21 protein-coding genes are annotated in these 22,390 nt (G+C 70.0%); 10 read left to right on the top strand and 11 right to left on the bottom strand.

The window, feature by feature from the left end:
- Positions 1 to 290 precede the first annotated feature (290 nt).
- A complete protein-coding gene (locus tag J2S22_RS24600) occupies positions 291 to 1,028 on the top strand; it encodes an outer membrane protein (RefSeq protein WP_272778421.1) in 738 nt (245 codons plus the stop codon).
- A 104-nt stretch (positions 1,029 to 1,132) separates the two neighbouring features.
- Here J2S22_RS24600 and J2S22_RS24595 read toward each other — a convergent pair whose 3' ends face one another.
- Positions 1,133 to 1,660 carry an HK97 family phage prohead protease gene (locus tag J2S22_RS24595; protein ID WP_272778420.1) on the bottom strand — a complete coding sequence of 176 codons (528 nt, stop codon included), beginning with the start codon at positions 1,658 to 1,660 and terminating at the stop codon, positions 1,133 to 1,135.
- A gap of 158 nt (positions 1,661 to 1,818) precedes the next feature.
- Between J2S22_RS24595 and can the strand changes: the two genes are divergently transcribed.
- A complete protein-coding gene (can, locus tag J2S22_RS24590; RefSeq protein WP_272778419.1) occupies positions 1,819 to 2,424 on the top strand; it encodes a carbonate dehydratase in 606 nt (201 codons plus the stop codon).
- A gap of 14 nt (positions 2,425 to 2,438) precedes the next feature.
- On the opposite strand, the gene J2S22_RS24585 is transcribed toward can, so the two are convergent.
- From J2S22_RS24585 to J2S22_RS24570, 4 genes are all read right to left on the bottom strand, one after another.
- Positions 2,439 to 2,609 (bottom strand): hypothetical protein, encoded by a 171-nt coding sequence (locus J2S22_RS24585; protein ID WP_272778418.1) that lies wholly within the window; start codon positions 2,607 to 2,609, stop codon positions 2,439 to 2,441.
- Positions 2,609 to 2,797 carry a hypothetical protein gene (locus J2S22_RS24580; protein ID WP_272778417.1) on the bottom strand — a complete coding sequence of 63 codons (189 nt, stop codon included), beginning with the start codon at positions 2,795 to 2,797 and terminating at the stop codon, positions 2,609 to 2,611. The genes J2S22_RS24585 and J2S22_RS24580 overlap by 1 nt, the downstream gene beginning before the upstream one ends.
- 339 nt (positions 2,798 to 3,136) lie before the next feature.
- Positions 3,137 to 4,348: a phage portal protein gene (locus J2S22_RS24575; protein ID WP_272778416.1), complete on the bottom strand. Its 1,212-nt coding sequence runs from the start codon at positions 4,346 to 4,348 to the stop codon at positions 3,137 to 3,139.
- A gap of 142 nt (positions 4,349 to 4,490) precedes the next feature.
- A complete protein-coding gene (locus tag J2S22_RS24570) occupies positions 4,491 to 4,646 on the bottom strand; it encodes a hypothetical protein (protein ID WP_272778415.1) in 156 nt (51 codons plus the stop codon).
- Between the two features lie 304 nt (positions 4,647 to 4,950).
- On the opposite strand from J2S22_RS24570, the gene J2S22_RS24565 reads away from it, so the two are divergent.
- The gene (locus tag J2S22_RS24565) at positions 4,951 to 8,001 is read left to right on the top strand and encodes a class I SAM-dependent DNA methyltransferase (RefSeq protein ID WP_272778414.1); all 3,051 of its coding nucleotides are present in this window, start codon (positions 4,951 to 4,953) and stop codon (positions 7,999 to 8,001) included.
- 27 nt (positions 8,002 to 8,028) lie between these two features.
- Here the strand turns inward: J2S22_RS24565 and J2S22_RS24560 are convergent, their stop codons facing one another.
- A complete protein-coding gene (locus J2S22_RS24560) occupies positions 8,029 to 8,322 on the bottom strand; it encodes a hypothetical protein (protein WP_272778413.1) in 294 nt (97 codons plus the stop codon).
- Between the two features lie 200 nt (positions 8,323 to 8,522).
- Between J2S22_RS24560 and J2S22_RS24555 the strand changes: the two genes are divergently transcribed.
- On the top strand, positions 8,523 to 8,765 hold the full coding sequence (locus J2S22_RS24555; RefSeq protein ID WP_272778412.1) for a hypothetical protein: 243 nt from the start codon (positions 8,523 to 8,525) through the stop codon (positions 8,763 to 8,765).
- Positions 8,762 to 9,976 (top strand): EAL domain-containing protein, encoded by a 1,215-nt coding sequence (locus J2S22_RS24550; RefSeq protein WP_272778411.1) that lies wholly within the window; start codon positions 8,762 to 8,764, stop codon positions 9,974 to 9,976. Before J2S22_RS24555 ends, J2S22_RS24550 begins: the two co-directional genes overlap by 4 nt.
- A gap of 37 nt (positions 9,977 to 10,013) precedes the next feature.
- Here the strand turns inward: J2S22_RS24550 and J2S22_RS24545 are convergent, their stop codons facing one another.
- The 5 genes from J2S22_RS24545 to J2S22_RS24525 all read right to left on the bottom strand — a co-directional run bounded on the left by J2S22_RS24545 (position 10,014) and on the right by J2S22_RS24525 (position 15,494).
- Positions 10,014 to 11,474: an MFS transporter gene (locus J2S22_RS24545; RefSeq protein WP_272778410.1), complete on the bottom strand. Its 1,461-nt coding sequence runs from the start codon at positions 11,472 to 11,474 to the stop codon at positions 10,014 to 10,016.
- 62 nt (positions 11,475 to 11,536) lie between these two features.
- A complete protein-coding gene (locus J2S22_RS24540; protein ID WP_272778409.1) occupies positions 11,537 to 12,025 on the bottom strand; it encodes a YcgN family cysteine cluster protein in 489 nt (162 codons plus the stop codon).
- Between the two features lie 228 nt (positions 12,026 to 12,253).
- On the bottom strand, positions 12,254 to 13,297 hold the full coding sequence (locus J2S22_RS24535; RefSeq protein WP_272778408.1) for a patatin-like phospholipase family protein: 1,044 nt from the start codon (positions 13,295 to 13,297) through the stop codon (positions 12,254 to 12,256).
- Positions 13,298 to 13,548: 251 nt separating this feature from the next.
- Positions 13,549 to 15,060 (bottom strand): polyphosphate:AMP phosphotransferase, encoded by a 1,512-nt coding sequence (pap, locus tag J2S22_RS24530; RefSeq protein WP_272778407.1) that lies wholly within the window; start codon positions 15,058 to 15,060, stop codon positions 13,549 to 13,551.
- A 29-nt stretch (positions 15,061 to 15,089) separates the two neighbouring features.
- Positions 15,090 to 15,494: a hypothetical protein gene (locus J2S22_RS24525; protein WP_272778406.1), complete on the bottom strand. Its 405-nt coding sequence runs from the start codon at positions 15,492 to 15,494 to the stop codon at positions 15,090 to 15,092.
- On the opposite strand from J2S22_RS24525, the gene J2S22_RS24520 reads away from it, so the two are divergent.
- From J2S22_RS24520 to ilvD, 5 genes are all read left to right on the top strand, one after another.
- Positions 15,466 to 16,140, top strand: coding sequence for a hypothetical protein (locus J2S22_RS24520; RefSeq protein WP_272778405.1), 675 nt, complete (start codon positions 15,466 to 15,468; stop codon positions 16,138 to 16,140). The two genes, J2S22_RS24525 and J2S22_RS24520, sit on opposite strands and share 29 nt — an antisense overlap.
- 188 nt (positions 16,141 to 16,328) lie before the next feature.
- A complete protein-coding gene (locus J2S22_RS24515) occupies positions 16,329 to 18,488 on the top strand; it encodes an adenylate/guanylate cyclase domain-containing protein (protein WP_272778404.1) in 2,160 nt (719 codons plus the stop codon).
- A gap of 101 nt (positions 18,489 to 18,589) precedes the next feature.
- Positions 18,590 to 19,618, top strand: a complete 1,029-nt coding sequence (locus tag J2S22_RS24510) for a ParA family protein (RefSeq protein ID WP_272778403.1) — start codon at positions 18,590 to 18,592, stop codon at positions 19,616 to 19,618.
- Between the two features lie 99 nt (positions 19,619 to 19,717).
- A complete protein-coding gene (locus J2S22_RS24505) occupies positions 19,718 to 20,395 on the top strand; it encodes a methyltransferase family protein (protein WP_272778402.1) in 678 nt (225 codons plus the stop codon).
- A gap of 130 nt (positions 20,396 to 20,525) precedes the next feature.
- Entirely contained in the window at positions 20,526 to 22,376 is a 1,851-nt protein-coding gene (gene ilvD / locus J2S22_RS24500; RefSeq protein ID WP_272778401.1) for a dihydroxy-acid dehydratase, read from the top strand.
- Positions 22,377 to 22,390 lie beyond the last annotated feature (14 nt).

Raw genomic sequence — 22,390 nt, 5'->3', positions numbered from 1 at the left:
GCTCCGGCGGATCGTGGCCGCGGCCCGGCGCGACCGCGGCAATCGTTAAGACGCGCGGTGGCGACCGGGCCGGCCGAATCCGGAAGGCCGCCACAAAGATCGAAATTCGGAATTTATTGGAGGGTGGCGGGTTAGCCCGCCCGGACCGGCGATCAATTAACACGTGTGTGGTGTTAAAATACCATTTTGTCGCCACCGCCGCGCCGGATCCCGGGACGGGATTTGCCCGACTTATTGACGACCATCTCCCCCGTTCCGGCTACCGAGCCTAGTCAGTTTAGGTGATGTTCATGTACAATGTGAAGCGTGGCGTGCTGCTCGCCGGCGGTCTGTGTCTCGCCGCCTCGTGTCTCGCCCTTCCGGCCCGTGCGGCGGACCTGACGACGATCCCGCTGAAGCCTTTCTCCACTCCTGCGCCTCCGCCGATCGCCTGGTGGACCGGCCCGTATGCCGGCGGCTATCTCGGCGCCGCGCACGCCGTCACGTCGGAGGACGCGTTCTGGTCGTTCGACATCCTCAGCCGGTGCCGGCGCGAGACGGCCCACATGAGCAGCACGGCCGAGGCGGACGCCGACGGCATCGCGGGCGGCGTCTTCGCCGGCTACAATTATCAGGTATCGCCGTTCCTGGTCGTCGGGCTCGAAGCCGAGATCGGCGCCACCTCGGCCGAGCCGAGCCTCGCGATCTACGGCAACGGCACCGTGTCGACCGAGTACGGCGCGTTCGGCTCGGTGCGCGGCCGCATCGGCTACGCGTTCCGGCGCCTGCTCGTCTACGGCACCGGCGGCCTCGCCTTCGCCGACATCTCGCACCCGATCGCCGGGACCAGCGGCGACAACGACAGCTGGCGGACCGGCTACACGGTCGGCGCCGGCGTCGAATACGCCGTCACCACGCATCTGTTCGGGCGCGCCGAGTATCTCTACGCCAACTACGGCGACGTGACGGTGAGCGACAGCGCGCGGCGGCGCGCCGACTTCTCGGACGAGCTGCATCTCGTCCGTGTCGCGCTCGGCTATCGGTTCTAGCACGCCCTCCCTTCTGCGTGCGGCGCCGAGACGCCGAGGATGCCCCTCCCCGCCGCCCCTGGGGAGGGGCATCGTATTTTTGCGCGGCGCCGCGGGCGCCGCCCTCAGCGCCGGAGGCCCGGCCCGCGCCGGATCGGGCGGCCATCGGCGCCGCCGCGGCGCGGCGCGGCCGACTTCACGGCCCGCACCCGGGCGCCGGCGAGCAGCGGAAAGGTGACGATCGAGATCTCCCACAGGTCGATCGCCTCGAGCTTCCTGATCCGGGTCGCCGGATCGATGCGTCCCTTGACGGTGCGGAAGCCGATCGACAGGCCGTCGACGGCGCCCTCCCGCACCAGCGCCAGCACCTCACGGGCGCGCGCCACGTCGGGGATCAGCCGGCCGCGCGCCTTGAGCCCGCGAAAGTCCTCGACCAGCTCCAGCCAGATGCCGATCGGCTCGGACGGGTCGTGCTGGAACAGCATCGGGATGCGGCGCAGCCCGCGGGTGCGCAGCGTCTGCGCGAAGGCGCCCGGCATCACCATGTCGCGCGCCTGGTCGATCTCGCCGAACAGCGAGGCGTAGCCTTCCACGGTTCCGTCGGGCTCGACGGTCGCGGCGGGACGGACGAGATCGGCGAGCGGCGCGTGCATGGGACGGTCCGGGTCGGCGACGGAAACGAGGCCGGCGCCGTCCGCCGAAAGGTGGACGGCCCGGCCCTTCCGGGCGGCGGGCGATGGGGCTACAACCGGGGCGGCAGCCGGTCCCGGTGGCGGGCGCGGCCGAAGCGTGCGGAGCGGATGGCGTCGCGATGCTGAAGCACCTCAAGGCCAACAACGCCGCCTGGGCGAAGCGCATGGTCGAGCACGACCCGGACTTCTTCCGGCGGCTCGAGCGGCAGCAGGCGCCCGAGTATCTGTGGATCGGCTGCTCCGACAGCCGCGTGCCCGCCAACGAGATCGTCGATCTCGATCCGGGCGAGCTGTTCGTCCACCGCAACGTCGCCAACCTGGCGCCGCCGCAGGACGCGAACTACCTCTCGGTGCTGCAGTTCGCCGTCGACGTGCTGAAGGTGAAGCACATCATGGTGGTCGGCCATTACGGCTGCGGCGGCGTCAAGGCCGCCGTCGACGGCATCCGGCGCGGGCTCGTCGACCACTGGCTCCACCCGATCCGCGAGGTGTGGAACGACCATCTCGACGAGCTGATGGCGATCCCCGACGAGAAGGCGCGGCTCGACCGGCTGTGCGAGCTCAACGTGATCCGCCAGGTGAAGAACGTCGCCTCCGACATCTTCGTCCAGGAGGCGTGGGGACGCGGCCAGCCCCTGTGGGTGCACGGCTGGGTCTACTCGCTGGCCGACGGCCTCGTCACCGATCTCGACGTCACGGTCGGCGGCATCCAGCCGGCCAGGTGAGCCGGCGGTCTTTCTCACTTCGCCGCGCGCCGGCGCCGGGTGCGCACGCGCTTCTGCGGCTCGCCCGGGTCGCGCCGGCCGATGCGGTCGAGATGATCGAAGAACTCGCGGAACACCGCGACGTGATCGGGCCGCGCCTTGGTCTCGCCGCGCAGGCTGCGCAGCACGGCATGCAGCGTGTCCATCAGGATCGCCTCCGGAGATTGTCGTTGAACCGGGACAGCGCCGCGACGAAGTCGTCGAACCGGCGCGACGACGCCGCCAGCGCCCGCAACGCCTGGACGGCCAGCAGGCTCGACGACGACGCCCACAGGAACAGCGCCAGATGCGCGAGATCGCCCCGCTGGGTGAAGGTGTCGACGAGATCGGTCATGGGGATTCGGGACAGTCGCATTCGTCGGACCGGCGGCCGAGACGGGCTTGCCGACAGCCTATCGATGGTCATCGTCCGCGACGGCGAGGGCTTTGCATAATTCGTCATTCCGGGACGACGCGGAGCGTCGGACCCGGAATCCAGCCCAGAATGCCGAGTTCGGAGCTGGATTCCGGGTTCGTGCCTTCGGCGCGCCCCGGAATGACGAATTATGCAAGCCCTCGCGAAGGCGGACGATCCAGTGTCCACCGGCGTTCGAGATCGACCCGACCCGCTGCGGCGTACTGGGCGCTCCGCCTGCGCGGAGCACGACGAAGGAGAGACTTCGGACCGGCATGATCACACCCCGTCGCCGCCGGCGATCGGGCCGAAGCCGACCATGGCGCGCTTCTCGTTGACGGTGAGGAACGGGGCGGCGGTGACGCGCTCCCACAGCGCGGCGCGGTCGCCGGCGAGCGCGTCGACCCGGTCGGTGTCGATGTCGAGCCGCAGGCTCCGTCCGTCGGCCGCGCCGAAGGCGGGCGCCAGCCACTGCGCCAGCGCGCTGCCGATGCGGGCGCCGAGCGGCAGCACGGTGTGGCGCCAGAAGGCGCGGTTCGCCTCCTGATAGTTCGCATAGGTGTTGTCGCCCGGGATGCCGAGCAGCATCGGCGGCACTCCGAAGGCGAGCGCGATCTCCCGCGCGGCGCTGTTCTTCGCCTCCAGGAAGTCCATGTCCTTCGGGGTCAGCGACATCGCCTTCCAGTCGAGGCCGCCTTCGAGCAGCAGCGGCCGGCCGGCATTGGCGGCGCCCTGGTAGCTCGCCTCCAGCTCGCGCTTGAGCCGCTCGTACTGGTCGTCCGCCAGGATGGCGCCGTCGGGCGCCGCGTAGACCAGCGCACCGGAGGGCCGCGCCGCGTTGTCGAGCAGCGCCTTGTTCCAGCGCGCCGCGGCGTTGTGGGTGTCGACCGCGACGGCGGCCGCCTCCAGCGCGCCGAGCCCGTAATGGTCGTCGAGCGGATTGAACAGCACGAGATGCAGGATCGGCGGCGGCGCGCCCGCCTGCGCGAAGCGCACCGTGCGGCCCGCCACCGTGTAGTCGTAGGCCTGCGCCCAGCCGTCCGGCCCCGGCACCACGCGCATGCGGTCCGGCCGCAGCGCGAAGATTTCGCGCGGCGTGCCGTCCAGCGACACCAGCTCCAGATAGCCGTTGCCGGAGATCATCAGATGCGCGGTCAGCGCCTCCAGCAGCGCTGCGCCGTCCTGGCGTGGATTGGGCCGCGCCAGAAGATCGGTGAGCGGATGGCGCTCGTGCAGCGCGTCGCCCTCGTAGGCCAGGAAGGTCAGCGCCGCGACGTTCTCGGCCACCAGCTTCACGGCGCGGTGGACGACCGCGTTCCTCACGAAGCCCTCGCGGGCGAGCGCCGCGTAGTCGCGCGGCGTCCACCGCGCGGTGCCGCCCGGCTCCAGCCGGATCAGCCGGGCGGTGCGCGAGCTCTTCTGCTCGGCCGGCGCAGGCTCGGCGGGCGCGCGCAGGGGCCCGCGCCACAGGCGCGTCAGAGGATTTCGCATGAGGGTGCTCTCTCGATGGCGACGCGCGCCGCACTGCGGCGGCACCGCCGCCGGTCGGCTCCACGGCCCTGTGTCCCGGCGCGGCGCACCGCGCCATGTCCGGGACACGAGTTCTCGATCGGTCGAGTTGTCGTCGGCCGGCCTAGGCCGAGAAGAACCACAGATAGACGATCGCCAGCGCGACGACGGCGCCGCCGACGCCGAAGCCCAGCACCCAGCGGACGTTGTGGCCGGTGGTGCCCTGCCGCGCCTCGGGGGCCGACTTGGTGATCGGGGTCTCGTCGGTCGGTCGCGCCATTCGCCAGCTCGTCCAGGGTCCGGTCGTGCACTGCGGGGCGGCCCTCCGCCCCGGGGGCGAGGCGGAGGACCGGAGCGGCGACGGGGGTCGCGCCGCTGCCGGACCAACGCGATGCCGCGCCGCCTGTTCCGGGGCGCCGCACCATCCCGGCCCGGACGCAAGTCTCGACCGTGCCCAAACGCTACCGGAGCAGCGTCACGCTGTCAAGGACTATTTTCCGATTGAAGGATGATTATCCTCTGCGGAGTCCCGCCGGCCCGATCCGCCGTTCCGCCCCGGTCGAATCCCTGTTAGGTGCTGCGCCATGACCCCGCAGCAATTCATCAGGAAATGGAAGCCCGTCGCCCTCACCGAGAAGGCGGCGGCCCAGACCCACTTTCTCGACCTCTGCGCCATGCTGGGCCACGACGACCCGGTGACGGCGGATCCGGCCGGCGAGTGGTTCGCGTTCGAGAAGGGCGTCACCAAGACGGGCGGCGGCGACGGCTTCGCGGACGTCTGGAAGAAGGGATTCTTCGCCTGGGAGTACAAGAAGAAGAAGCGCAACCTGGACGACGCGCTGGCCCAGCTCGTGCGCTACGCGGCGGCGCTGGAGAACCCGCCCCTGCAGGTCGCCTGCGACACCGACCGCTTCCTGATCCGCACCGCCTGGACCAACGCGGTGCCCAAGACCTACGAGCTCTCGCTCGACGATCTCGACGAGCCGAAGAATCTCGAGATCCTGCGCGCCGTCTTCTTCGAGCCGCACAAGCTGCGGCCGACCCGCACGCGCGCCGCCGTCACCAAGGAGGCGGCCGACAAGTTCTCCACCATCGCGCTGCGCCTGCAGGGCCGCGGCACGCCCGAGGAGATCGCGCATTTCGTCAACCAGCTCGTCTTCTGCTTCTTCGCCCACAGCGTGAAGCTGCTGCCCAACGAGTTCTTTCCAAAACTCCTCAAGCGCGCCGCCCAGCGCCCCGAGAACGCGAAGCGCTATTTCGACGGGCTGTTCGCCGCGATGGAGAAGGGCGGCGACTACGACCTCACGGAGATCGCGTATTTCAACGGCGGCCTGTTCGACGGGCGCCGCGCCCTCCCCCTCGATGCTGGCGACTGCGGGCTCCTGCTCGACGCCGCGAGCCTCGACTGGAGCCAGATCGACCCGATCATCTTCGGCACCCTGTTCGAGCGCTTCCTCGATCCGGAGAAGCGCGGCCAGATCGGCGCCCACTACACCGACGCCGAGAAGATCATGATGATCGTCGATCCCGTGATCGTGCGGCCGCTGGCGAAGGAGTGGGAGGCGGCGCGCGCCGAGATCGAGGCGCTGCTCACGAAAAAGCAGAAGCCGCCGAAGCGGGCCAGGACCGGCCGCGCGATGAGCCCGGTAGAGGCTGCCGAGGAGGTGCGCTCGCGCCACCTCGAACGGCTGCGCACCGTGTCGATCCTCGATCCCGCCTGCGGCTCGGGAAACTTCCTCTATCTCGCCCTGCAGGCCGTGAAGGACCTCGAGCTGCGGGCCAATCTCGAATGCGAGGCGCTCGGCCTCTCGCCGCGCACCCCGGCGGTCGGCCCCGAGATCGTGCGCGGCCTCGAGATCAACCCGCTCGCCGCCGAGCTGGCCCGCACGACCATCTGGATCGGCGACATCCAGTGGGGCATCCGCAACGGCATCTATGCCCGCCCCGAGCCGATTCTCCGCACCCTCGACACCATCGAGTGCCGCGACGCGCTGATCACCCGGGTCGCACCGGCTTCGCCCCAGTCTCCGTCACCCCCGGGCTCGTCCCGGGGGTCCACGTCGTCCGGAGCGTCCACACATCAAGGCGTGGATGGCCGGGACGAGCCCAGCCATGACGACGGAGGGGCCGCGTACGTCGAGGCCGAATGGCCGGCCGCCGAGTTCATCGTCGGCAACCCGCCGTTCCTGGGCGGGAAGCTGATGCGGACCGGGCTCGGGGACGACGCCGTCGATCGTCTGTTCACGGTCTACGATGGGCGGGTGCCGCGTGAAGCCGATCTCGTCACCTACTGGTTCGAGAAGGCGATGAAAGCGATCGTCGCCGGACGGTCCAAACGGGTCGGATTGGTCGCGACGAACTCCATTCGCGGCGGCGCCAATCGTCGGGTGCTCGATCAGATCGCCGCCGAAAGCCGCATCTTCGAAGCGTGGAGCGACGAGCCTTGGGTGATCGATGGCGCGGCAGTTCGTGTATCGCTGGTCTGCTTTGGCGTCGGGGAAGACGGCGTTCAGTTGAACGGAAACGCAGTCGATTCGATGAACCCTGACCTTTCGACAGGTTTAACTGATGTTACGAAAGCTGAACGCCTCGTTGAAAATCTGAACACCGCATTTATTGGCCGCCAGAAAGATGGACCGATCGACATATCGGGTGAATTTGCGAGAGAGCTTATTTCTGCGCCGCTCAATCCAAACGGGCGATCGAATACCGATGTCGTACACCCTTGGATGAATGCATCGGCCATCGTGAGAATAAACCCTGACAAGTGGCTAATCGATTTTAAGGAACTCGATGAAGAAGCGGCATCACTCTATCAAGCTCCGTTTGAATTCCTCCGAACGGTCCTGAAGCCAATCCGAGAACAGAACAGGGATCGGCAGCGCCGATCCCTGTGGTGGCGTCCGGGTAGGTCCGGGGAAGACCTCCGGACAGCACTATCTGAAGTAAGCCGATTTATCATCACCCCGAGAGTGGCAAAGCACCGTGTGTTTGTTTGGGCTCACCCCAGCATTATTCCAGACTCCGCCACAGCAGCGATCGCCCGCGACGACGACACCACGTTCGGCATTCTGCATTCGCGCTTTCACGAGGCGTGGTCGCTGCGGCTGTGCACCTGGCTCGGGGTCGGCAACGATCCCCGCTACACGCCGACCACCACGTTCGAGACCTTCCCGTTCCCTGCGGGCCTGACGCCGAACATCCCGGCGGAAAAATACGCCGACGACCCGCGGGCCGTCGCCATCGCGGCGGCGGCCAAAAGGCTCGACGATCTGAGAAGCGCGTGGCTCAACCCGCCGGACCTGATCAGGATCGAGCCCGAGGTCTTTCCGACCGCGGAGCAGCGCGCCGCCGGTGCAAAGCCCCTCTATCCCGACCGCATCCTGCCGAAGGACGCGCAGGCGGCCGTGATCCTGAAGAAGCGCACGCTGACCAATCTCTACAACGAGCGGCCGCAGTGGCTTTCGGACGCGCATCGCGACCTCGATGCCGCCGTCGCCGCCGCCTATGGCTGGCCGGCCGACATCTCGGACGAGGACGCGCTGGCGAAGCTCCTGGAGCTCAACCTCTCCCGCGCCTCGGCCGGCACCGCCGCACCGCCCGCCTCCGAGGAGGAGGACGACGAGGAGGCGTGATACTGTTTCCGGGTGATCAGTTCGCCGTCATTCCGGGGCGCGGCGCAGCCGCGAACCCGGAATCCAGCGGCAGACTCCGAATTCGCCGCTGGATTCCGGGTTCGGCGCTTCGCGCCGCCCCGGAATGACCACCGAGTGAATCAGCCGGATGCCGTATGAGACCGCTGCGTCGGTCAGGCCGGGCAGCGAAGTCCTGACGTCCTCCTCATGGTGAGGAGCGCTCCGCAGGAGCGCGTCTCGAACCATGCGGCCACAGGCGGCGCCTTTCGGCGGGGCGGCTGCGCCGGCTTTTGTGCGGTGTCTCCACAGCTTGGGAGTCACGAGCGAGCGTCCACAGGCGCGATCCGGCGGGCCGGTCCGGCTGCAAAAATATTTCGGCACGTCCCGGGCGCGCTGCGCTACCTTACCGTGCATCGAGCGACGGTATCGCGGAACCGGACAGGTCCGGTCGCACCCGCCGGCGCCGAATCCGGTCCGTTTCGCCTAGCCGAATGGAACGACGACAGAATCCCTCCGGCAGCGTGGCGACTTCGGTGACGGACGGCGGCGGCGCGCGCCGGCGCGACGGCGGCGGCCCGTCCGGTTGCGGACAGTTCGATGAAAAGACGCCAGCGATTTTTCGCTCGGATCGAATGAAATCGGCCAATGTTCACTCAACATCGCCGATCAACATACCGTGGTGGCAGGGGAGAACCGCCCTGCCCCATGCGTTTCACGAGGAGAACGTTCCGGCTCCGGCACGGATCGGACAGGACCCGGAATGAGCGACGACACCCCCATCGCGTTTCCCCGTTTCGGCCGGCGCCGGATCACGCCGCATGCCTGCGTCGTCACCGAGCGGGCGCATCTGCGCGCCTTCCTGGCCGACTCGCTGACCGAGCTCGGCTTCGTGGTGCATGCCTGCGCCGATGCGGAGGCCGTCGCGGCCGCGGCCGCGGCGGCGCCGCTCGACCTGGTCGTGCTGCCGCTGCCGGAGGGGCTCGCCACGGCCGAGCGGCTGCGGCTGCTCGCGGCCGCGAGCCCGGAGGCCAGCGTGCTGCTGCTCGGGCCGGCGGCCGCCCCGGCGCTGGTCGCGGCGCAGGAGCTCGCCGAGGCGCTCGGCCTGGCGGTGCTGCGGCCGCTCGGCACGCCGTTCCGGATGGCCGATCTCGCCGCGCGGGTCGCCCATCTGGCGCCGCGCCGCGCCACCCTGCAGGCGCCGGTCGACGTCGAGGAGGCGCTCGCCAGCGACTGGCTGGAGCTGTGGTACCAGCCCGAGGTCGACCTCGCGACCCGCCGGATCCGCCGCGCCGAGGCGCTGCTGCGGCTGCGCCATCCGGTGTGGGGCGTGATCGAGCCGGCGCGCTTCCTGCCGACCGGCGCCGACCTGCCGTGGCGGGCCGTCTCCGACTTCGTGGTGCGCCGGGCGGTCGCCGACTGGCTCGGCTTCGCCCGCCGCGGCACCCCGGTCGACCTCGCCGTCAACGTGCCGCTCGCGGTCCTGCGCGAGGAGGACTTCGTGCGCGGCCTGTGGCGGACGCTGCCGGATCACCCGCTGTTCAACGGCCTCACCGTCGAGATCGACTGCCGCGCCATCGTCGCCGAGCTGGACGCCGCCGTCGCGGTCGCCCGCGAGCTGCGCTTCTGCAATGTCGGCGTCTCGATCGACGATGCCGGGCCCGGATGGACGCCGCTCGCGACGCTGCGGCATTTCCCCTTCGTCGAGATCAAGGCGGACGCCGGCGTCGTCGCCGGCTGCGCGCGGGATCCGGCGAAGCGGGCCGTGTGCGAGGCGCTGATCGAGCAGGCGCGGCGCGTCGGCGTGCCGACCGTCGCCGAGGGCGTCGAGACCGAGGAGGATCTCGCCGCCGTGCGGGCGCTCGGCTTCGACGGCGTCCAGGGCTTCGTCTTCGCCCGCCCGATGGAGCCGAAGCGGTTCGCCCGGCTGCTGCCCCGCCAGGAGCTCCCGGCCACCCGCCCGCCCTCCGCCGGCTGATACCGAGTGCGGCGACGCCGCGGACCCGGCCCCCGGATCACGGCTCGCCGCGCGGGCCGGGGCCGGCGAGCGGGCGCTCCTCCATGCGCAGGAAGGCGACGAAGCCGCCGGCGATCGCCACCGCCGAGGCGGCGAACAGCCAGCGATAGACGGCCGCCGCGTCCGCCCCGTGGAGCAGCACGCCGGCCGCCCGCGCCCCGCGCTCCGGCACCACGCCGAAGCCGGCCAGCAGGATGGCGCCCAGCACCGCCACCAGCAGCGCGCTGAGCAGCGCGCGGGAGAAGTTCATCATCCCGGTGGCGGTGCCGACCCGGTGCGGCGCCACGGCGTTCTGGATGCACACCGTGCACACCGGGATCGCCGTGCCGGTGCCGAACGCGACGACGCACAGCAGCGCCATGGCGAGGCCGAGCGGCGCTCCCGGCAGCAGCGCCAGCGCCACGGCGGCCGCCACGGCCGCCGCCAGCCCGATCGCCGGCATCCGCTTGTAGCCCCGGCGTCCGGTCATGGCCCGGCTCGACAGCATCGATCCGGGCGCCGAGGCGAGCGCCACCGGCACCAGTGCGACGCCGGCCATGGCGGCCGTGAGCCCGTGCACGGTCTCGTAGTAGAGCGGCAGGAACACCGTCATCGACATCGGGGTCGACACCGCGCTGGCGCTCGCCAGCGTGCCGAGCCGCACCACCGGGTTCTTCAGGATCGCCGGCGACAGGAACGGCTCCGCCGCGGTGGCGAGCCGCCAGGCGAACAGTGCGGCGAACAGCACCGCGACGGCGGCGAGCCCCGCGATGATGCCGGACAGCCACGGCACCCGCGTGCCGCCCCAGCCGAGCGCCAGCAGGGCGGCGATCGCCGCCACCGTCATCAGCGCGGCGCCGAGCCAGTCGATGCGGTGCGGGCGGTGCAACTGCGGCAGCCGGGCGAGCGCCCGCCAGCTCGACAGCGCCACCACGGCGCCGAGCGGCAGGTTGGCCCAGAAGATCATCGACCAGTGGCCGTGCTGGGCCAGCACCCCGCCGATCACCGGGCCGCCGAGGCCGGCGACCAGCCAGACCACGCCGATATAGGCCTGGTACCGGCCGCGGTCGCGCGGCGCCACCACGTCGGAGATCACCGTCTGGGCGAGCGGGAAGATGCCGCCGCCGCCGATCCCCTGCAGGCCGCGCCCGGCGATCAGGGTGGCCATGTCGGGGGCGAGCGCCGCGACGGTCGAACCGGCCATGAACAGGGCGACGGCCGCCATCAGCATCACGCGCCGGCCCCAGGCGTCGGCGAGCTTGCCGTAGAGCGGCGCCGCCACCGTGGTGGCGAGCAGATAGGCGGTCACCACCCAGGTGAGGTCGGCGAAGTTGCCGAGCGCGCGGCCGATGGTCGGCAGCGCCGTGGTGACGACGGTCTGGTTGACGGCCGCCAGGAACATGGCGACCAGCACGCCGAACACGATGCGGCGCACCGCGGCCTCGTCCAGCGCCGGTGCGTCGAGCGGCGGCCCCGCCATGGGAAGCTCGTCGGCGGGCGCCTCGGACGGCGCCCCGGATGCGGCGGACAGGGACGGCGCGCTCACCGGCCCGGCAGGCGCTTGGCGCGCGGCGGGATGCGCTCCGGCCAGGAGACGATGCGGTCCTCGAGATCCTCGCCGCCCATGGCGTCCTCGAACAGCCCGACCCGGCCGCGCACCGAGACGCCGGCGGCGTGCACGGTGTCGCGGTCGCCCGACACCAGCGGGTGCCACCAGTAGAGATCGCGCCCCTCGGCGACCAGCCGGTAGCCGCAGGTCTTCGGCAGCCATTTCAGCCGCGGCACGTTGGTCGGCGTGAGGCGGTCGCAATTGTGCACGATCGCGTGCCGGTTCGGGTAGTCGCGGCACCTGCAGGTGTGGCCGTCGAGGAGCCGGCAGGCGACGTCGGTGTGGAAGATCTCGCCGGTGTCCTCGTCCTCCAGCTTGTTGAGGCAGCAGCGCCCGCAGCCGTCGCACAGGCTCTCCCACTCCGCCGCGGTCATCTCGGCGAGGGCCTTGCGCTTCCAGAACGGGACGGAGGGATCGGACATCGGAATCCTTGGCGGGCGCCGGCGGATCGGCCCGGCGCGAACGTCTCAGATGTCACGGGCGCGACGGAGTTTCAACCTCGCGCGGGCAATCACCGGTCATTCCGGGGCGCGGGCGAAAGCCCGTGAACCCGGAATCCAGCCGCACGGTCGGAGCGTTCCGCTGGATTCCGGGTTCGCGCTTTCAGCACGCCCCGGAATGACGGCAGCTGCAGCCATGCGGTACTCCCCTCACAGGAACAGCCCCGCCACGTCGAGGGTCGAGCGCCGGCCCACCGCGTCGGCATTGTCGGCGAGCCAGGCCGCGGCGGCGGCGCGGCCGGCGTCGCGCAGGCGCGACAGCAGGCCCCAGTCGGGATGGAACTGGGTGACGCCGCCGAGCTCCGCCATGGTGGCGTCGTCGCCGATCCAGTGCATGAACATGCGGTGGTGCTTCTCGGCGTCGAGCTCGTGGGCGTCGATCAGCTGCGTCACGAAGGCGATCGCCCGCATCTCGCGCACCAGCGACGAGTTGAAGCTGATCTCGTTCATCCGGTGCAGCACCTCGGCGGCGGTGCGCGGCAGCTCGGGCCGCGCCCGGGCGCCGACCTGGACGACGATCACGTCGCGGGCGCCGTCGCGATAGACCAGCGGATAGATCGCCGGGTTGCCGAGGAAGCCGCCGTCCCAGTAGTGCTCGCCGCCGATCTCGACGGCCTGGAAATAGGGCGGCAGGCAGCACGAGGCCAGCACCGTCTCGACCGTGATCTGCGGCGTCTCGAACAGCGCGATCTTGCCGGTGCGCACATTGGTGGCGTTGAGATAGAGCCGGATCGCCCCGGCGTCGTTGACGCGGTCGAAGTCGACATGCTCGAGCAGCAGCCTGCGCAGCGGGTTGAAGCGGAACGGGTTGAGGAGGTCGGGCGGCAGGCTGTGGGTGAGCGCGTGCACGGCGGCGTGCGACGGCATGTATTCGGGCGGCAGGCCGACCGCCTGGGCGAGCCGGTCGAAGGCCGACCAGGCGAGCCCGAACACCGCCTCCATGCACGACACCGCCCGCCAGAACGCCGCGAGCTTCTCGCGCGCCCGCGCCGGGCCGCCTTCGACCAGGCCGTCGGCGAGCAGCACCGCGTTCATCGCCCCGGCGCTGGTGGCGCTGACCGCCTCGACGGCGAGCCGCTCGTCCTCGAGCAGCGCGTCGACGACGCCCCACGCATAGGCCCCGTGCGCCCCGCCCCCCTGCAGCGCCAGCGCGACGGGCTTGCGCTGATTATGGGCGGGAAGGGGCTCAGACATCACGACGGCCTCGATGACGGGTCGGCTCGACACTCACGAGAGGCTCGGCATCAGGGCGCGACCGAAAGAGCCCCCCACCCCCGACCCCTCCCCGCCACGCACTGCGTGCGTGGGAGGAGGGGAGCGTCGGCGCCTCGATCCTTCTTGCTCCTCGATCACGCGGCTGCGGCTCCCCTCCCCCCGCTCGCGAAGCGAGTGGCGGGGAGGGGTCGGGGGTGGGGGGCTCTTGCTTGTGACGATCGAACATCCCCCTACCCCTTCTTCCGTTTCCTGCCGCCGCCCTGCTCCAGCGCGCGCGCGATGGCGTCGCACAGGGTGTCGAGCACCTTGATGCGGGCGTAGAGCTTATTGTTGGCCTCGACCAGCGTCCACGGCGCGATGGCCGTCGAGGTGCGGTCGACCATGTCGCAGATCGCCGTCTCGTAGCGGTCCCACTTGTCGCGGTTGCGCCAGTCCTCGGGCGTGATCTTGAACCGCTTGAACGCCACCTTCTCGCGCTGCTTGAAGCGCTTGAGCTGCTCGGCCTTGCTGATCGCCAGCCAGAACTTCGCCACCACGATGCGGTGGCGCACCAGCGCCTCCTCGAAGTCGTTGATCTCGCCGTAGGCCCGCATCCAGTCGGCCTCCGAGCAGAAGCCCTCGACCCGCTCGACCAGCACCCGGCCGTACCAGGAGCGGTCGAAGATCGCCACCTGGCCGCGCCCCGGCAGGTGGCGCCAGAACCGCCACAGATAGGGCTGCGCCCGCTCCTCCTCGGTCGGCGCCGCGATCGACACGGTCTGGTAGGAGCGCGCGTCGAGCGCCCCGGTGACCCGGCGGATGGCGCCGCCCTTGCCGGCGCTGTCGTTGCCCTCGAACACGGCGACCACCGCCATGTCCTTGAAGCGCGGGTCGCGCACCAGCGCGTTCAGCCGCCCCTGCAGGGCCTCGAGCCGCGTGCGGTAGTCCGCACGGGTCAGCGGCTGATCGAGATCGAGCGCGCTCAGCACCGTCACCTTGTCGGCCGGGGCGAGCAGCGGCGGCGTCTTGTCGGGCAGCTTCTTGACCGGCTTCTCGTCGAGCCGCTCGCGCAGCGCGGCGAGCAGGTGGCGCCCGAAGGTGAGCGCCCGGAAGCGCGGATCGGCGCCCGGGATGACGATCCACGGCGCCTCGCCCGTGGAGGTCTCGCGCAGGAACGGCTCGCTGATCGAGACGAAGCGGTCGTACATGGCGTGGAAGGCCCATTCGTGCTCGGTGACGCGCCACCGCGTCGCCGGGCTTTTCTCCAGCGCCTTCAGCCGCTTCTTCTGCTGCGGCTTGGACATGTGGAACCAGTACTTGAGCAGCAGCACGCCCTCGTCGCACAGCATCGTCTCCAGCCGGCGGATGTCGCCGATCGCCTGGGCGAACTCGGCCTCGGTCGACTCGCCCATGGCGCGGCGGACGATCGGCATGGTGTGCCAGGCACCGAAGAACACGCCGATCCGGCCCTTGGGCGGCAGCGCCCGCCAGAACCGCCAGGCATCCGGCCGCTCGCGCTCCTCGTCGCTCGGCTGGAAGAAGGCGCGCACGCCGATATGGCGCGGGTCCATCCACTCGTTCAGCAGATTGACGGTCTCGCCCTTGCCGGCCCCCTCCACCCCGGCGATCAGGATCAGCACGGCGAAGCGGCGCTGCGCCGCGAGGTCGAACTGGGCGTCGAGCAGCGCCTCGCGCAGCGCCGTCTCCTCGCGCTTGAAGACCGACTTGGGGACGTGATGGGCGAGATCGGCGGATTCGAACATGGCATCACCCCGGCTGGCGTGCGACATGATCACGAAATCGGCAGGCCGCCGGGCTGATCCAGATCAAGACCGCCGGCCGAAGCCGGGATACGCTCCGCACCGTGCGCGGAGCGCCGCGAGCCGCGAAGCGCCACGAACCACGCGCGAAGCGCCGCGAGCCGCGGAGCGCCACGAATCACGCGCGAAGCGCCGCGAACACCGCCGCGCCGGGCGGAATTCCTTCGCTGGACGAACGGGTTTCCCTCGCTCGACGCGGCCGGTATACTCGACCACGGGATGGGCCTTTCTGGCGAGGGCCGCACGATGAGACGGTTTACGACGAGACTCCTCACCGCTTCGGCGGCGGCCGCGGCGTGCGCCACTGCGCTCGTGATCGCACCGACCGCGGCACGAAGCGCGTCCGGCGTGCCGGTCGCCGTCGTCGAGGAGGTCAAGGGCAAGGTCTCCGGCCTCGAGTTCATGGACTACGTGGAGGCCGGGCGGGTCATCAAGCTGGGCGCCAAGGACACGATCGTCCTCGGCTACATGAAGTCGTGCCTGCGCGAGACCATCACGGGCGGCACCGTGGTGGTCGGCACCGAGCGGAGCCTGGTGCATCAGGGCCGGATCGACAGCGTCAAGGTCGAGTGCGACGCCACCGCCCAGCTCGCCGAGCGGCAGAGCGTCGAGAGCGCCGCCACGGTGTTCCGCCGCCTCGGGCCGCCGCAGCCGGGGCCCGGCCAGGCCGGACCCGGCCAGCCGGCGCCGGGCCAGCCCGGACCGAACCAGGCGCAGCCGCCGAACGGCGAGCCGCCCCGCACCCTCGTGCTGTTCGGCCGCTCGCCGGTGTTCGAGGTGAAGGGACCCGAGACGCTGACCATCGAGCGGCTCGACAAGGCCGGCGAGAAGCAGTCGATCACGTTGAAGCCGAAGGCGCTGGTGCGCGGCCGCTTCTACGACATGGCGAGAGCCGACAAGGCGCTCGCCGCCGGCGGCAGCTACGTGGCGACCGTGAACGGCCGCAAGGTCGCCTTCAAGATCGCCGCCGACGCCAGGCCCGGCGCCACCGCCGTGGTCGGCCGGCTGGTGCGGTTCGAATAGGGGACGCGGCTGTCCGAGCCTCCCCATTCGTCATTCCGGGGCGCGCCGAAGGCGCGAACCCGGAATCCAGCGACGTGCTCCCGGGTCTCGGCTGAATTCCGGGCTCGCCGCTGCGCGGCGCCCCGGAATGACGAGCATGCGGCGCCCCCCGGCGCGAACGAAGCGCGACAGGCCGGCCGGGTGCCGCGATGAGACGCTATCGCAAGCGCGACCTCGGGGCCGTCGCGGTGGTCGTGCTGGTGTGCGGGGTCGTCTTCGCCTCGCCGGCGCTCGACCGCTTCGCCGGGGTGTCGCTCGACATCCTCACCGCGCTGCGCTGGCAGGCCTTCGGGCTGCGCCACGATCCGGCGAGCGCGCCGGCCGTTGTCGTCGCCATCGACGAGGAGACGTTCCGCACCCCGCCCTTCGCCGGCTCCCCGAGCCTCACCTGGACGCGCGAGATCGGCCGCGTGCTGACCGCCGTGGTCGACGGCGGCGCCGCCGTGGTCGGCTTCGACATCGTCTTCCCGTCGTCGATCGAGCAGTCGGAAATCCCGTTTGGCGAGGAGCCGCTCGGCACCCGGCTGCGCGGCTTCGACCGCGATTTCCTGCGCGCGCTCGCCAGCGCCGCGAAGAGCGACAAGGTCGTGCTCGGCGAGGTGCTGCACCAGGACCGGCCGGTGCGCCCGGCCGCCGGCCAGCGCATCGCGGTCGGCCAGCAGAAGAATATCCGCGCCCTCAACACCCATGCCGACCCCGACGACGTGGTGCGCCGGCTGCCGCTGTGGTTCTCGGTCGGCGGCCGGCCGCTGCCGTCGATGGCGCTGGAGCTCGCCGCCCGGGCGCTCGGCACCGCCCCGGTGCGCGAGCCGGACGGCACCACGGTGCTGGCCGGCTGGCGGGTGCCGAGCGCCGTGCCGGGCACCCAGACGCTCGGCTTCGAGGGCGGCGCCGACGCCGTGCCGACCTACTCGTTCGCCGACCTGCGCGCCTGCGCCGAGACCGGCGACGCCGACTTCTTCCGCCGGACCTTCGGCGGCAAGGTGGTGCTGTTCGGCACCCTGTTCGACATCGAGGACCGCAAGGTCACCTCCAAGCGCTTCGCCACCGGGGTCGAGGCGGCCCGCGGGGCGCGCTGCGCCCTGCCCCTGCCCGCCGCGCCGGCCGAGCCGCCGCCGGCCCGCTCGTCGATCGCGGGCGTCTACATCCACGCCACCGCGGTCAACGACCTCCTGCGCCGCACCGTGCCGCACGAGCTCGGCCGGCTCGGCACCACGGCGACGGCGCTCGCCGCCGCCGGCCTCGCGGCGCTGGGGGCCATGCTGCTCGGTCCCGGCCTCGCCGTGCTGGCGGTGCTCGGCCTGCTCGCCGCCTGGACGGCGGCCGGCACGGTCGCGCTCCAGCACGGGCTGGTGCTGCCGCTGGTCGGCCCGACGCTGGCGGCGCTCACCGCCACGGCCGGCACCATCGGCTGGCGCCTGGTCGCCGCCGACCGCGAGGAGCGGTTCCTGCGCAGGAGCTTCGCGCTCTACCTCTCGCCCCAGGTGATCGACCGCATGCTGGAGGCCGACGAGCCGCCGGCGCTCGGCGGCGAGATGCGCGACGTCACGGTGTTCTTCTCCGACATCGCCGGCTTCTCGTCGATCGCCGAGACGATGACGCCGGCCGCGCTGGTCGCCTGGATGAACGCCTATCTGTCGGAGATGACCGACATCGTCGAGGGCTGCGGCGGCTATGTCGACAAGTATATCGGCGACTCGATCGTCGCCGTGTTCGGCGCCCCGGCGAACGATCCCGACCACGCCCGCAACGCCGTGCGGGCGGCGCTGCGCTGCCGCGAGCGGCTCGCCGTCCTCAACGAGACGGCGGCGTTCCAGGGGCATCATCTCGCCCACCGCATCGGGCTGAACTCCGGCGAGGCGCTGGTCGGCAATATCGGGTCGCGCCGGCGCTTCAACTACACGGTGATGAGCGACGCCGTGAACCTCGCCTCGCGGCTCGAAGGGGCCAACAAGTATTTCGGGACCTCGATCATGGCGTCGGAGGAGACCGTCTCGCGCACCGGCGATGCCTTCGCCTGGCGCGAGCTCGACGCCATCAGGGTCCGGGGCCGCACCCGGCCGGTCCGCATCCTGGAGCCGATCGCCGAGGCCGGCCGGGTGCCGCCCGAGGCGGCGGCCCGCGCCGCCGTCTACGCCGACGGCCTCGCCCGCTTCCGGGCCCGCGACTTTTCGGGCGCCGCCGAGGCGTTCGGACGGATCGCCGCCGGCGACCCGCCCGCCGCCCTGTTCGAGAAGCGCGCCCGCGAGCTGGCGGCGGCGCCCCCCGGCCCGGACTGGGAGCCGGTGTTCACCCTGGAGGGGAAGTAGGCAGCACGGCTGCGGCCAAATCTCTTACTGCTGACCCTAGTTGCTAAACCCAGCGGTCACGCCGTATATTTGCATCCACGCATTGCCGATAGGAGAGACCAATGAACAATCCACTTCCGAAATATGCTGTTTGGAACAACAAAGGAGGAGTTGGAAAAACATTTGTTACGTTCGTAATCGCCGCAGAATACGCCTCCGTGCACAAGGATAAAACCGTCGTTGTAATTGACATGTGTCCGCAAGCTAATGTCAGCGAAATTCTACTCGGAGGAAACGGAACGGGAGCAGAGAATCTTTCGAGTCTACTGAAGGCCTCCCCACGCCAGACTATTGGCGGGTATTTTGATCAGCGGATTACATCTCCTCACGCAAAGACAGGGACGGAACTAAGCTTCTTAACTGCAGCGCATACATTCAACAAAAATCTTCCAGAGAATCTATTTTTAGTTGCGGGAGATCCGTCGCTCGAACTTCAAGCACAAGCGATAAATCAAATTGCCGCCCAAACCCTTCCAGCCAACGCCTGGGCCAACGTTCACTCCTGGGTTTTAGATTTGATTTCAGCCATAACAACCCAGCACCCAGAGGCCGTGTTTTTTATTGATTGCAACCCCAGCTTTGCGGCGTATACTGAAATCGCCCTACTCGCATCGACACGACTTGTTATTCCCTGCACAGCCGACGGGTCGTCCGCTCGCGCCATCGATAATGTTGGGCAGCTACTTTTTGGATTAGGCGTTCCAAAAGCCTATACTGGCGTCAACTTCGCCTCAAGAGCCAAAACCGCTGGAATGTCGCTTCCATCGATTCACGTCGTGCCGCTAAATAGAAGCACCCAATATGATAAGAAGGCATCAAAGGCATTCGGCGCAATGTATACAGAAATAAAAGATCGCGTCGGGGAGTTGCGAAAGCAAATTCCGGCCAACTTCTCACTACCTGGAGCAACTGACGCATTTCTCGACATACCTGATGCGCACGCCGTTTCCGTCGTCTCCTCGCACCACGGACTACCGCTTGGGAAAATAAAGATCAAGAAATACAATATCCATGGGATTGACACCCAGGTTAACGCTGACCCACTTAATCGGTACAAATCCGCCGTCAGCAGCCTCGTTTCGCTGCTGTAGATCACGCTTCATTCGTGTAGAGCGCACCCACGGTCGGACTAGCGAGGGTGATCACCCGAGGTTCCCCGTCCCCCTGCCCCGTCGTATGGTGCGGCCCGCATGACCAGTCTCGCCCGCCGCACCGCCTTCGGCTTTCTGCGCCTTTCCGCGATGATGACCCTGCTGGTGATGGTGCCGGCGGGATCGCTCGGCTACTGGCCGGGCTGGCTCTTTCTCGTCTCGTCGCTCGGCTCGGCCGGCGTGATCGCCATCTGGCTCCTCTATGCCGACCCGGCGCTGCTGGAGCGGCGGCTGGAGGTCGGCGCCGCGGCCGAGCGGCAGCCCACCCAGAAGCTCATCCAGGCCGCCGCGTCGGTGATCGGCATCGGCCTGATGGTCGTCCCCGGGCTCGACTGGCGGTTCGGCTGGTCGACCATGCCGACCGTGCTCGTCTGGGTCGGCAATCTCGGCATCGTCGCCGGCTATGCGCTGTGCTTTCTCGTGTTCCGCGAGAACACCTGGACGTTCGGCACCGTGCAGGTGAGCGAGGGCCAGACCGTGGTGTCGACCGGCCCCTACGCGGTGGTGCGCCACCCGATGTATGCCAGCGCCCTGTTTCTCTTCCTGTTCGGACCGCTGGCGCTCGCCTCCTGGTGGGCCTTCATCCCGGCCGCCGCCATGGTGCCCTCCGTGATGGCCCGCATCGTCGCCGAGGAGCGCTTCCTCGCCACGCACCTGCCCGGCTACACGGCCTATCAGGGCGAGGTGCGCTGGCGCCTCGTCCCGGGGATCTGGTAAGCCGTCCTGCGACATCGGCGCCGCGTGGCGAGCGGGTTTCCACCCGCCGGCCGACGCGCTAGAACGCCTCCAATCCGCACCGCCGGCATCCGGCCGGCCGAAAAAACCACCAGAACGCCCGAGGTCCGACATGCCGCAGTACCGCTCCCGCACGACCACGCACGGCCGCAACATGGCAGGCGCCCGCGGCCTGTGGCGGGCGACCGGCATGAAGGACGCCGACTTCGGCAAGCCGATCATCGCGGTGGTCAACTCGTTCACCCAGTTCGTGCCCGGCCATGTCCATCTGAAGGACCTCGGCCAGCTCGTCGCCCGCGAGATCGAGAAGGCCGGCGGCGTCGCCAAGGAGTTCGACACCATCGCGGTCGACGACGGCATCGCCATGGGCCACGACGGCATGCTCTACAGCCTGCCGTCGCGCGAGATCATCGCCGACAGCGTCGAGTACATGGTCAACGCGCACTGCGCCGATGCCATGGTGTGCATCTCCAACTGCGACAAGATCACGCCCGGCATGCTGATGGCGGCGCTGCGGCTGAACATCCCGGCCGTGTTCGTCTCCGGCGGGCCGATGGAGGCCGGCAAGGTGGTGCTCGGCGGCAAGACCAAGGCCGTCGACCTGATCGACGCGATGATCATGGCGGCCGACGACCGCCAGAGCGACGCCGACGTCGCCGCGATGGAGCGCTCCGCCTGCCCGACCTGCGGCTCCTGCTCCGGCATGTTCACGGCCAACTCGATGAACTGCCTCACCGAGGCGCTGGGTCTCTCTCTGCCCGGCAACGGCACCCTGCTCGCCACCCATGCCGACCGCCAGCGCCTGTTCGTCGAGGCCGGTCACCTGATCGTCGACCTGTGCCACCGGTACTACGAGCAGGACGACGCGTCGGTGCTGCCGCGCTCGGTCGCCACCTTCCAGGCCTTCGCCAACGCCATGGCGCTCGACATCGCCATGGGCGGCTCGACCAACACGGTGCTGCACCTGCTCGCCGCCGCCCAGGAGGGCGAGGTGCCGTTCACCATGCAGGACATCGACAAGCTGTCGCGCCGCGTGCCGGTGCTGTGCAAGGTCGCGCCCTCGGTCGCCGACGTGCATGTCGAGGACGTGCACCGGGCCGGCGGCGTGATGGCGATCCTGGGCGAGCTCGACCGCGCCGGGCTGATCGACGGCTCGGTCGGCACCGTGCACACCAAGACGCTGGCCGAGGCGCTCGACCGCTGGGACGTCGCCCGCACCAATTCCGAGACCGTGCAGACGCTGTTCCGCGCCGCGCCGGGCGGCGTGCCGTCGATCGCGGCGTTCAGCCAGGACCGGCGCTGGGACGACCTCGATCTCGACCGCAAGGCGGGCGTGATCCGCAGCGCCGAGAACGCCTTCTCCAAGGACGGCGGCCTCGCGGTGCTGTACGGCAACATCGCCGAGGACGGCTGCATCGTGAAGACGGCGGGCGTCGACGCCTCGATCCTCACCTTCACGGGCAAGGCCCGGGTGTTCGAGAGCCAGGACGCCGCCGTGGAGGGGATCCTGGGCGGCGCCGTGAAGCCCGGCGACGTGGTGCTGGTCCGCTACGAGGGCCCGCGCGGCGGCCCCGGCATGCAGGAGATGCTGTATCCGACCAGCTACCTGAAGTCGAAAGGCCTCGGCAAGGTGTGCGCGCTGGTCACCGACGGCCGCTTCTCGGGCGGCAGCTCGGGCCTCTCGATCGGCCACGTCTCGCCCGAGGCGGCCGAGGGCGGCGCCATCGGCCTGGTCGAGGACGGCGACGCGATCGAGATCGACATCCCGAACCGCAAAATCCATCTCGCCGTGAGCGACGAGGAGCTCGCCCGCCGCCGCGCCGCCATGGAGGCGAAGGGCGACAAGGCCTGGCAGCCGGCGACGCGCGACCGCAAGGTCTCGGCCGCCCTGCAGGCCTACGCCGCCTTCACCACCAGCGCCTCCCGCGGCGCCGTCCGCGACGTGAAGCAGGTGCGGCGGTAAGCGACCGGCTCGCG

This window comes from Rhodoplanes tepidamans (genome assembly GCF_030813915.1).
Lineage (GTDB): Bacteria > Pseudomonadota > Alphaproteobacteria > Rhizobiales > Xanthobacteraceae > Rhodoplanes > Rhodoplanes tepidamans.
The sequence above is the reverse complement of the archived record's forward strand: the minus strand, read 5'-3'. Positions and strand labels throughout refer to the sequence as shown.

Excerpts from the sequence above, each read along its gene's own strand:
- J2S22_RS24575 (WP_272778416.1), bottom strand. The coding sequence starts at position 4,348 with ATGCGAAATCCTCTGACGCGCCTGTGGCGCGGGCCCCTGCGCGCGCCC.
- J2S22_RS24565 (WP_272778414.1), top strand. The coding sequence starts at position 4,951 with ATGACCCCGCAGCAATTCATCAGGAAATGGAAGCCCGTCGCCCTCACC.
- J2S22_RS24510 (WP_272778403.1), top strand. The coding sequence starts at position 18,590 with ATGAACAATCCACTTCCGAAATATGCTGTTTGGAACAACAAAGGAGGA.
- J2S22_RS24535 (WP_272778408.1), bottom strand. The coding sequence starts at position 13,297 with ATGTCTGAGCCCCTTCCCGCCCATAATCAGCGCAAGCCCGTCGCGCTG.
- J2S22_RS24515 (WP_272778404.1), top strand. The coding sequence starts at position 16,329 with ATGAGACGCTATCGCAAGCGCGACCTCGGGGCCGTCGCGGTGGTCGTG.
- pap (WP_272778407.1), bottom strand. The coding sequence starts at position 15,060 with ATGTTCGAATCCGCCGATCTCGCCCATCACGTCCCCAAGTCGGTCTTC.
- J2S22_RS24585 (WP_272778418.1), bottom strand. The coding sequence starts at position 2,609 with ATGGACACGCTGCATGCCGTGCTGCGCAGCCTGCGCGGCGAGACCAAG.
- J2S22_RS24540 (WP_272778409.1), bottom strand. The coding sequence starts at position 12,025 with ATGTCCGATCCCTCCGTCCCGTTCTGGAAGCGCAAGGCCCTCGCCGAG.
- J2S22_RS24570 (WP_272778415.1), bottom strand. The coding sequence starts at position 4,646 with ATGGCGCGACCGACCGACGAGACCCCGATCACCAAGTCGGCCCCCGAG.
- J2S22_RS24580 (WP_272778417.1), bottom strand. The coding sequence starts at position 2,797 with ATGACCGATCTCGTCGACACCTTCACCCAGCGGGGCGATCTCGCGCAT.
- J2S22_RS24545 (WP_272778410.1), bottom strand. The coding sequence starts at position 11,474 with ATGGCGGGGCCGCCGCTCGACGCACCGGCGCTGGACGAGGCCGCGGTG.
- J2S22_RS24600 (WP_272778421.1), top strand. The coding sequence starts at position 291 with ATGTACAATGTGAAGCGTGGCGTGCTGCTCGCCGGCGGTCTGTGTCTC.
- J2S22_RS24505 (WP_272778402.1), top strand. The coding sequence starts at position 19,718 with ATGACCAGTCTCGCCCGCCGCACCGCCTTCGGCTTTCTGCGCCTTTCC.
- ilvD (WP_272778401.1), top strand. The coding sequence starts at position 20,526 with ATGCCGCAGTACCGCTCCCGCACGACCACGCACGGCCGCAACATGGCA.
- J2S22_RS24550 (WP_272778411.1), top strand. The coding sequence starts at position 8,762 with ATGAGCGACGACACCCCCATCGCGTTTCCCCGTTTCGGCCGGCGCCGG.
- can (WP_272778419.1), top strand. The coding sequence starts at position 1,819 with ATGCTGAAGCACCTCAAGGCCAACAACGCCGCCTGGGCGAAGCGCATG.
- J2S22_RS24595 (WP_272778420.1), bottom strand. The coding sequence starts at position 1,660 with ATGCACGCGCCGCTCGCCGATCTCGTCCGTCCCGCCGCGACCGTCGAG.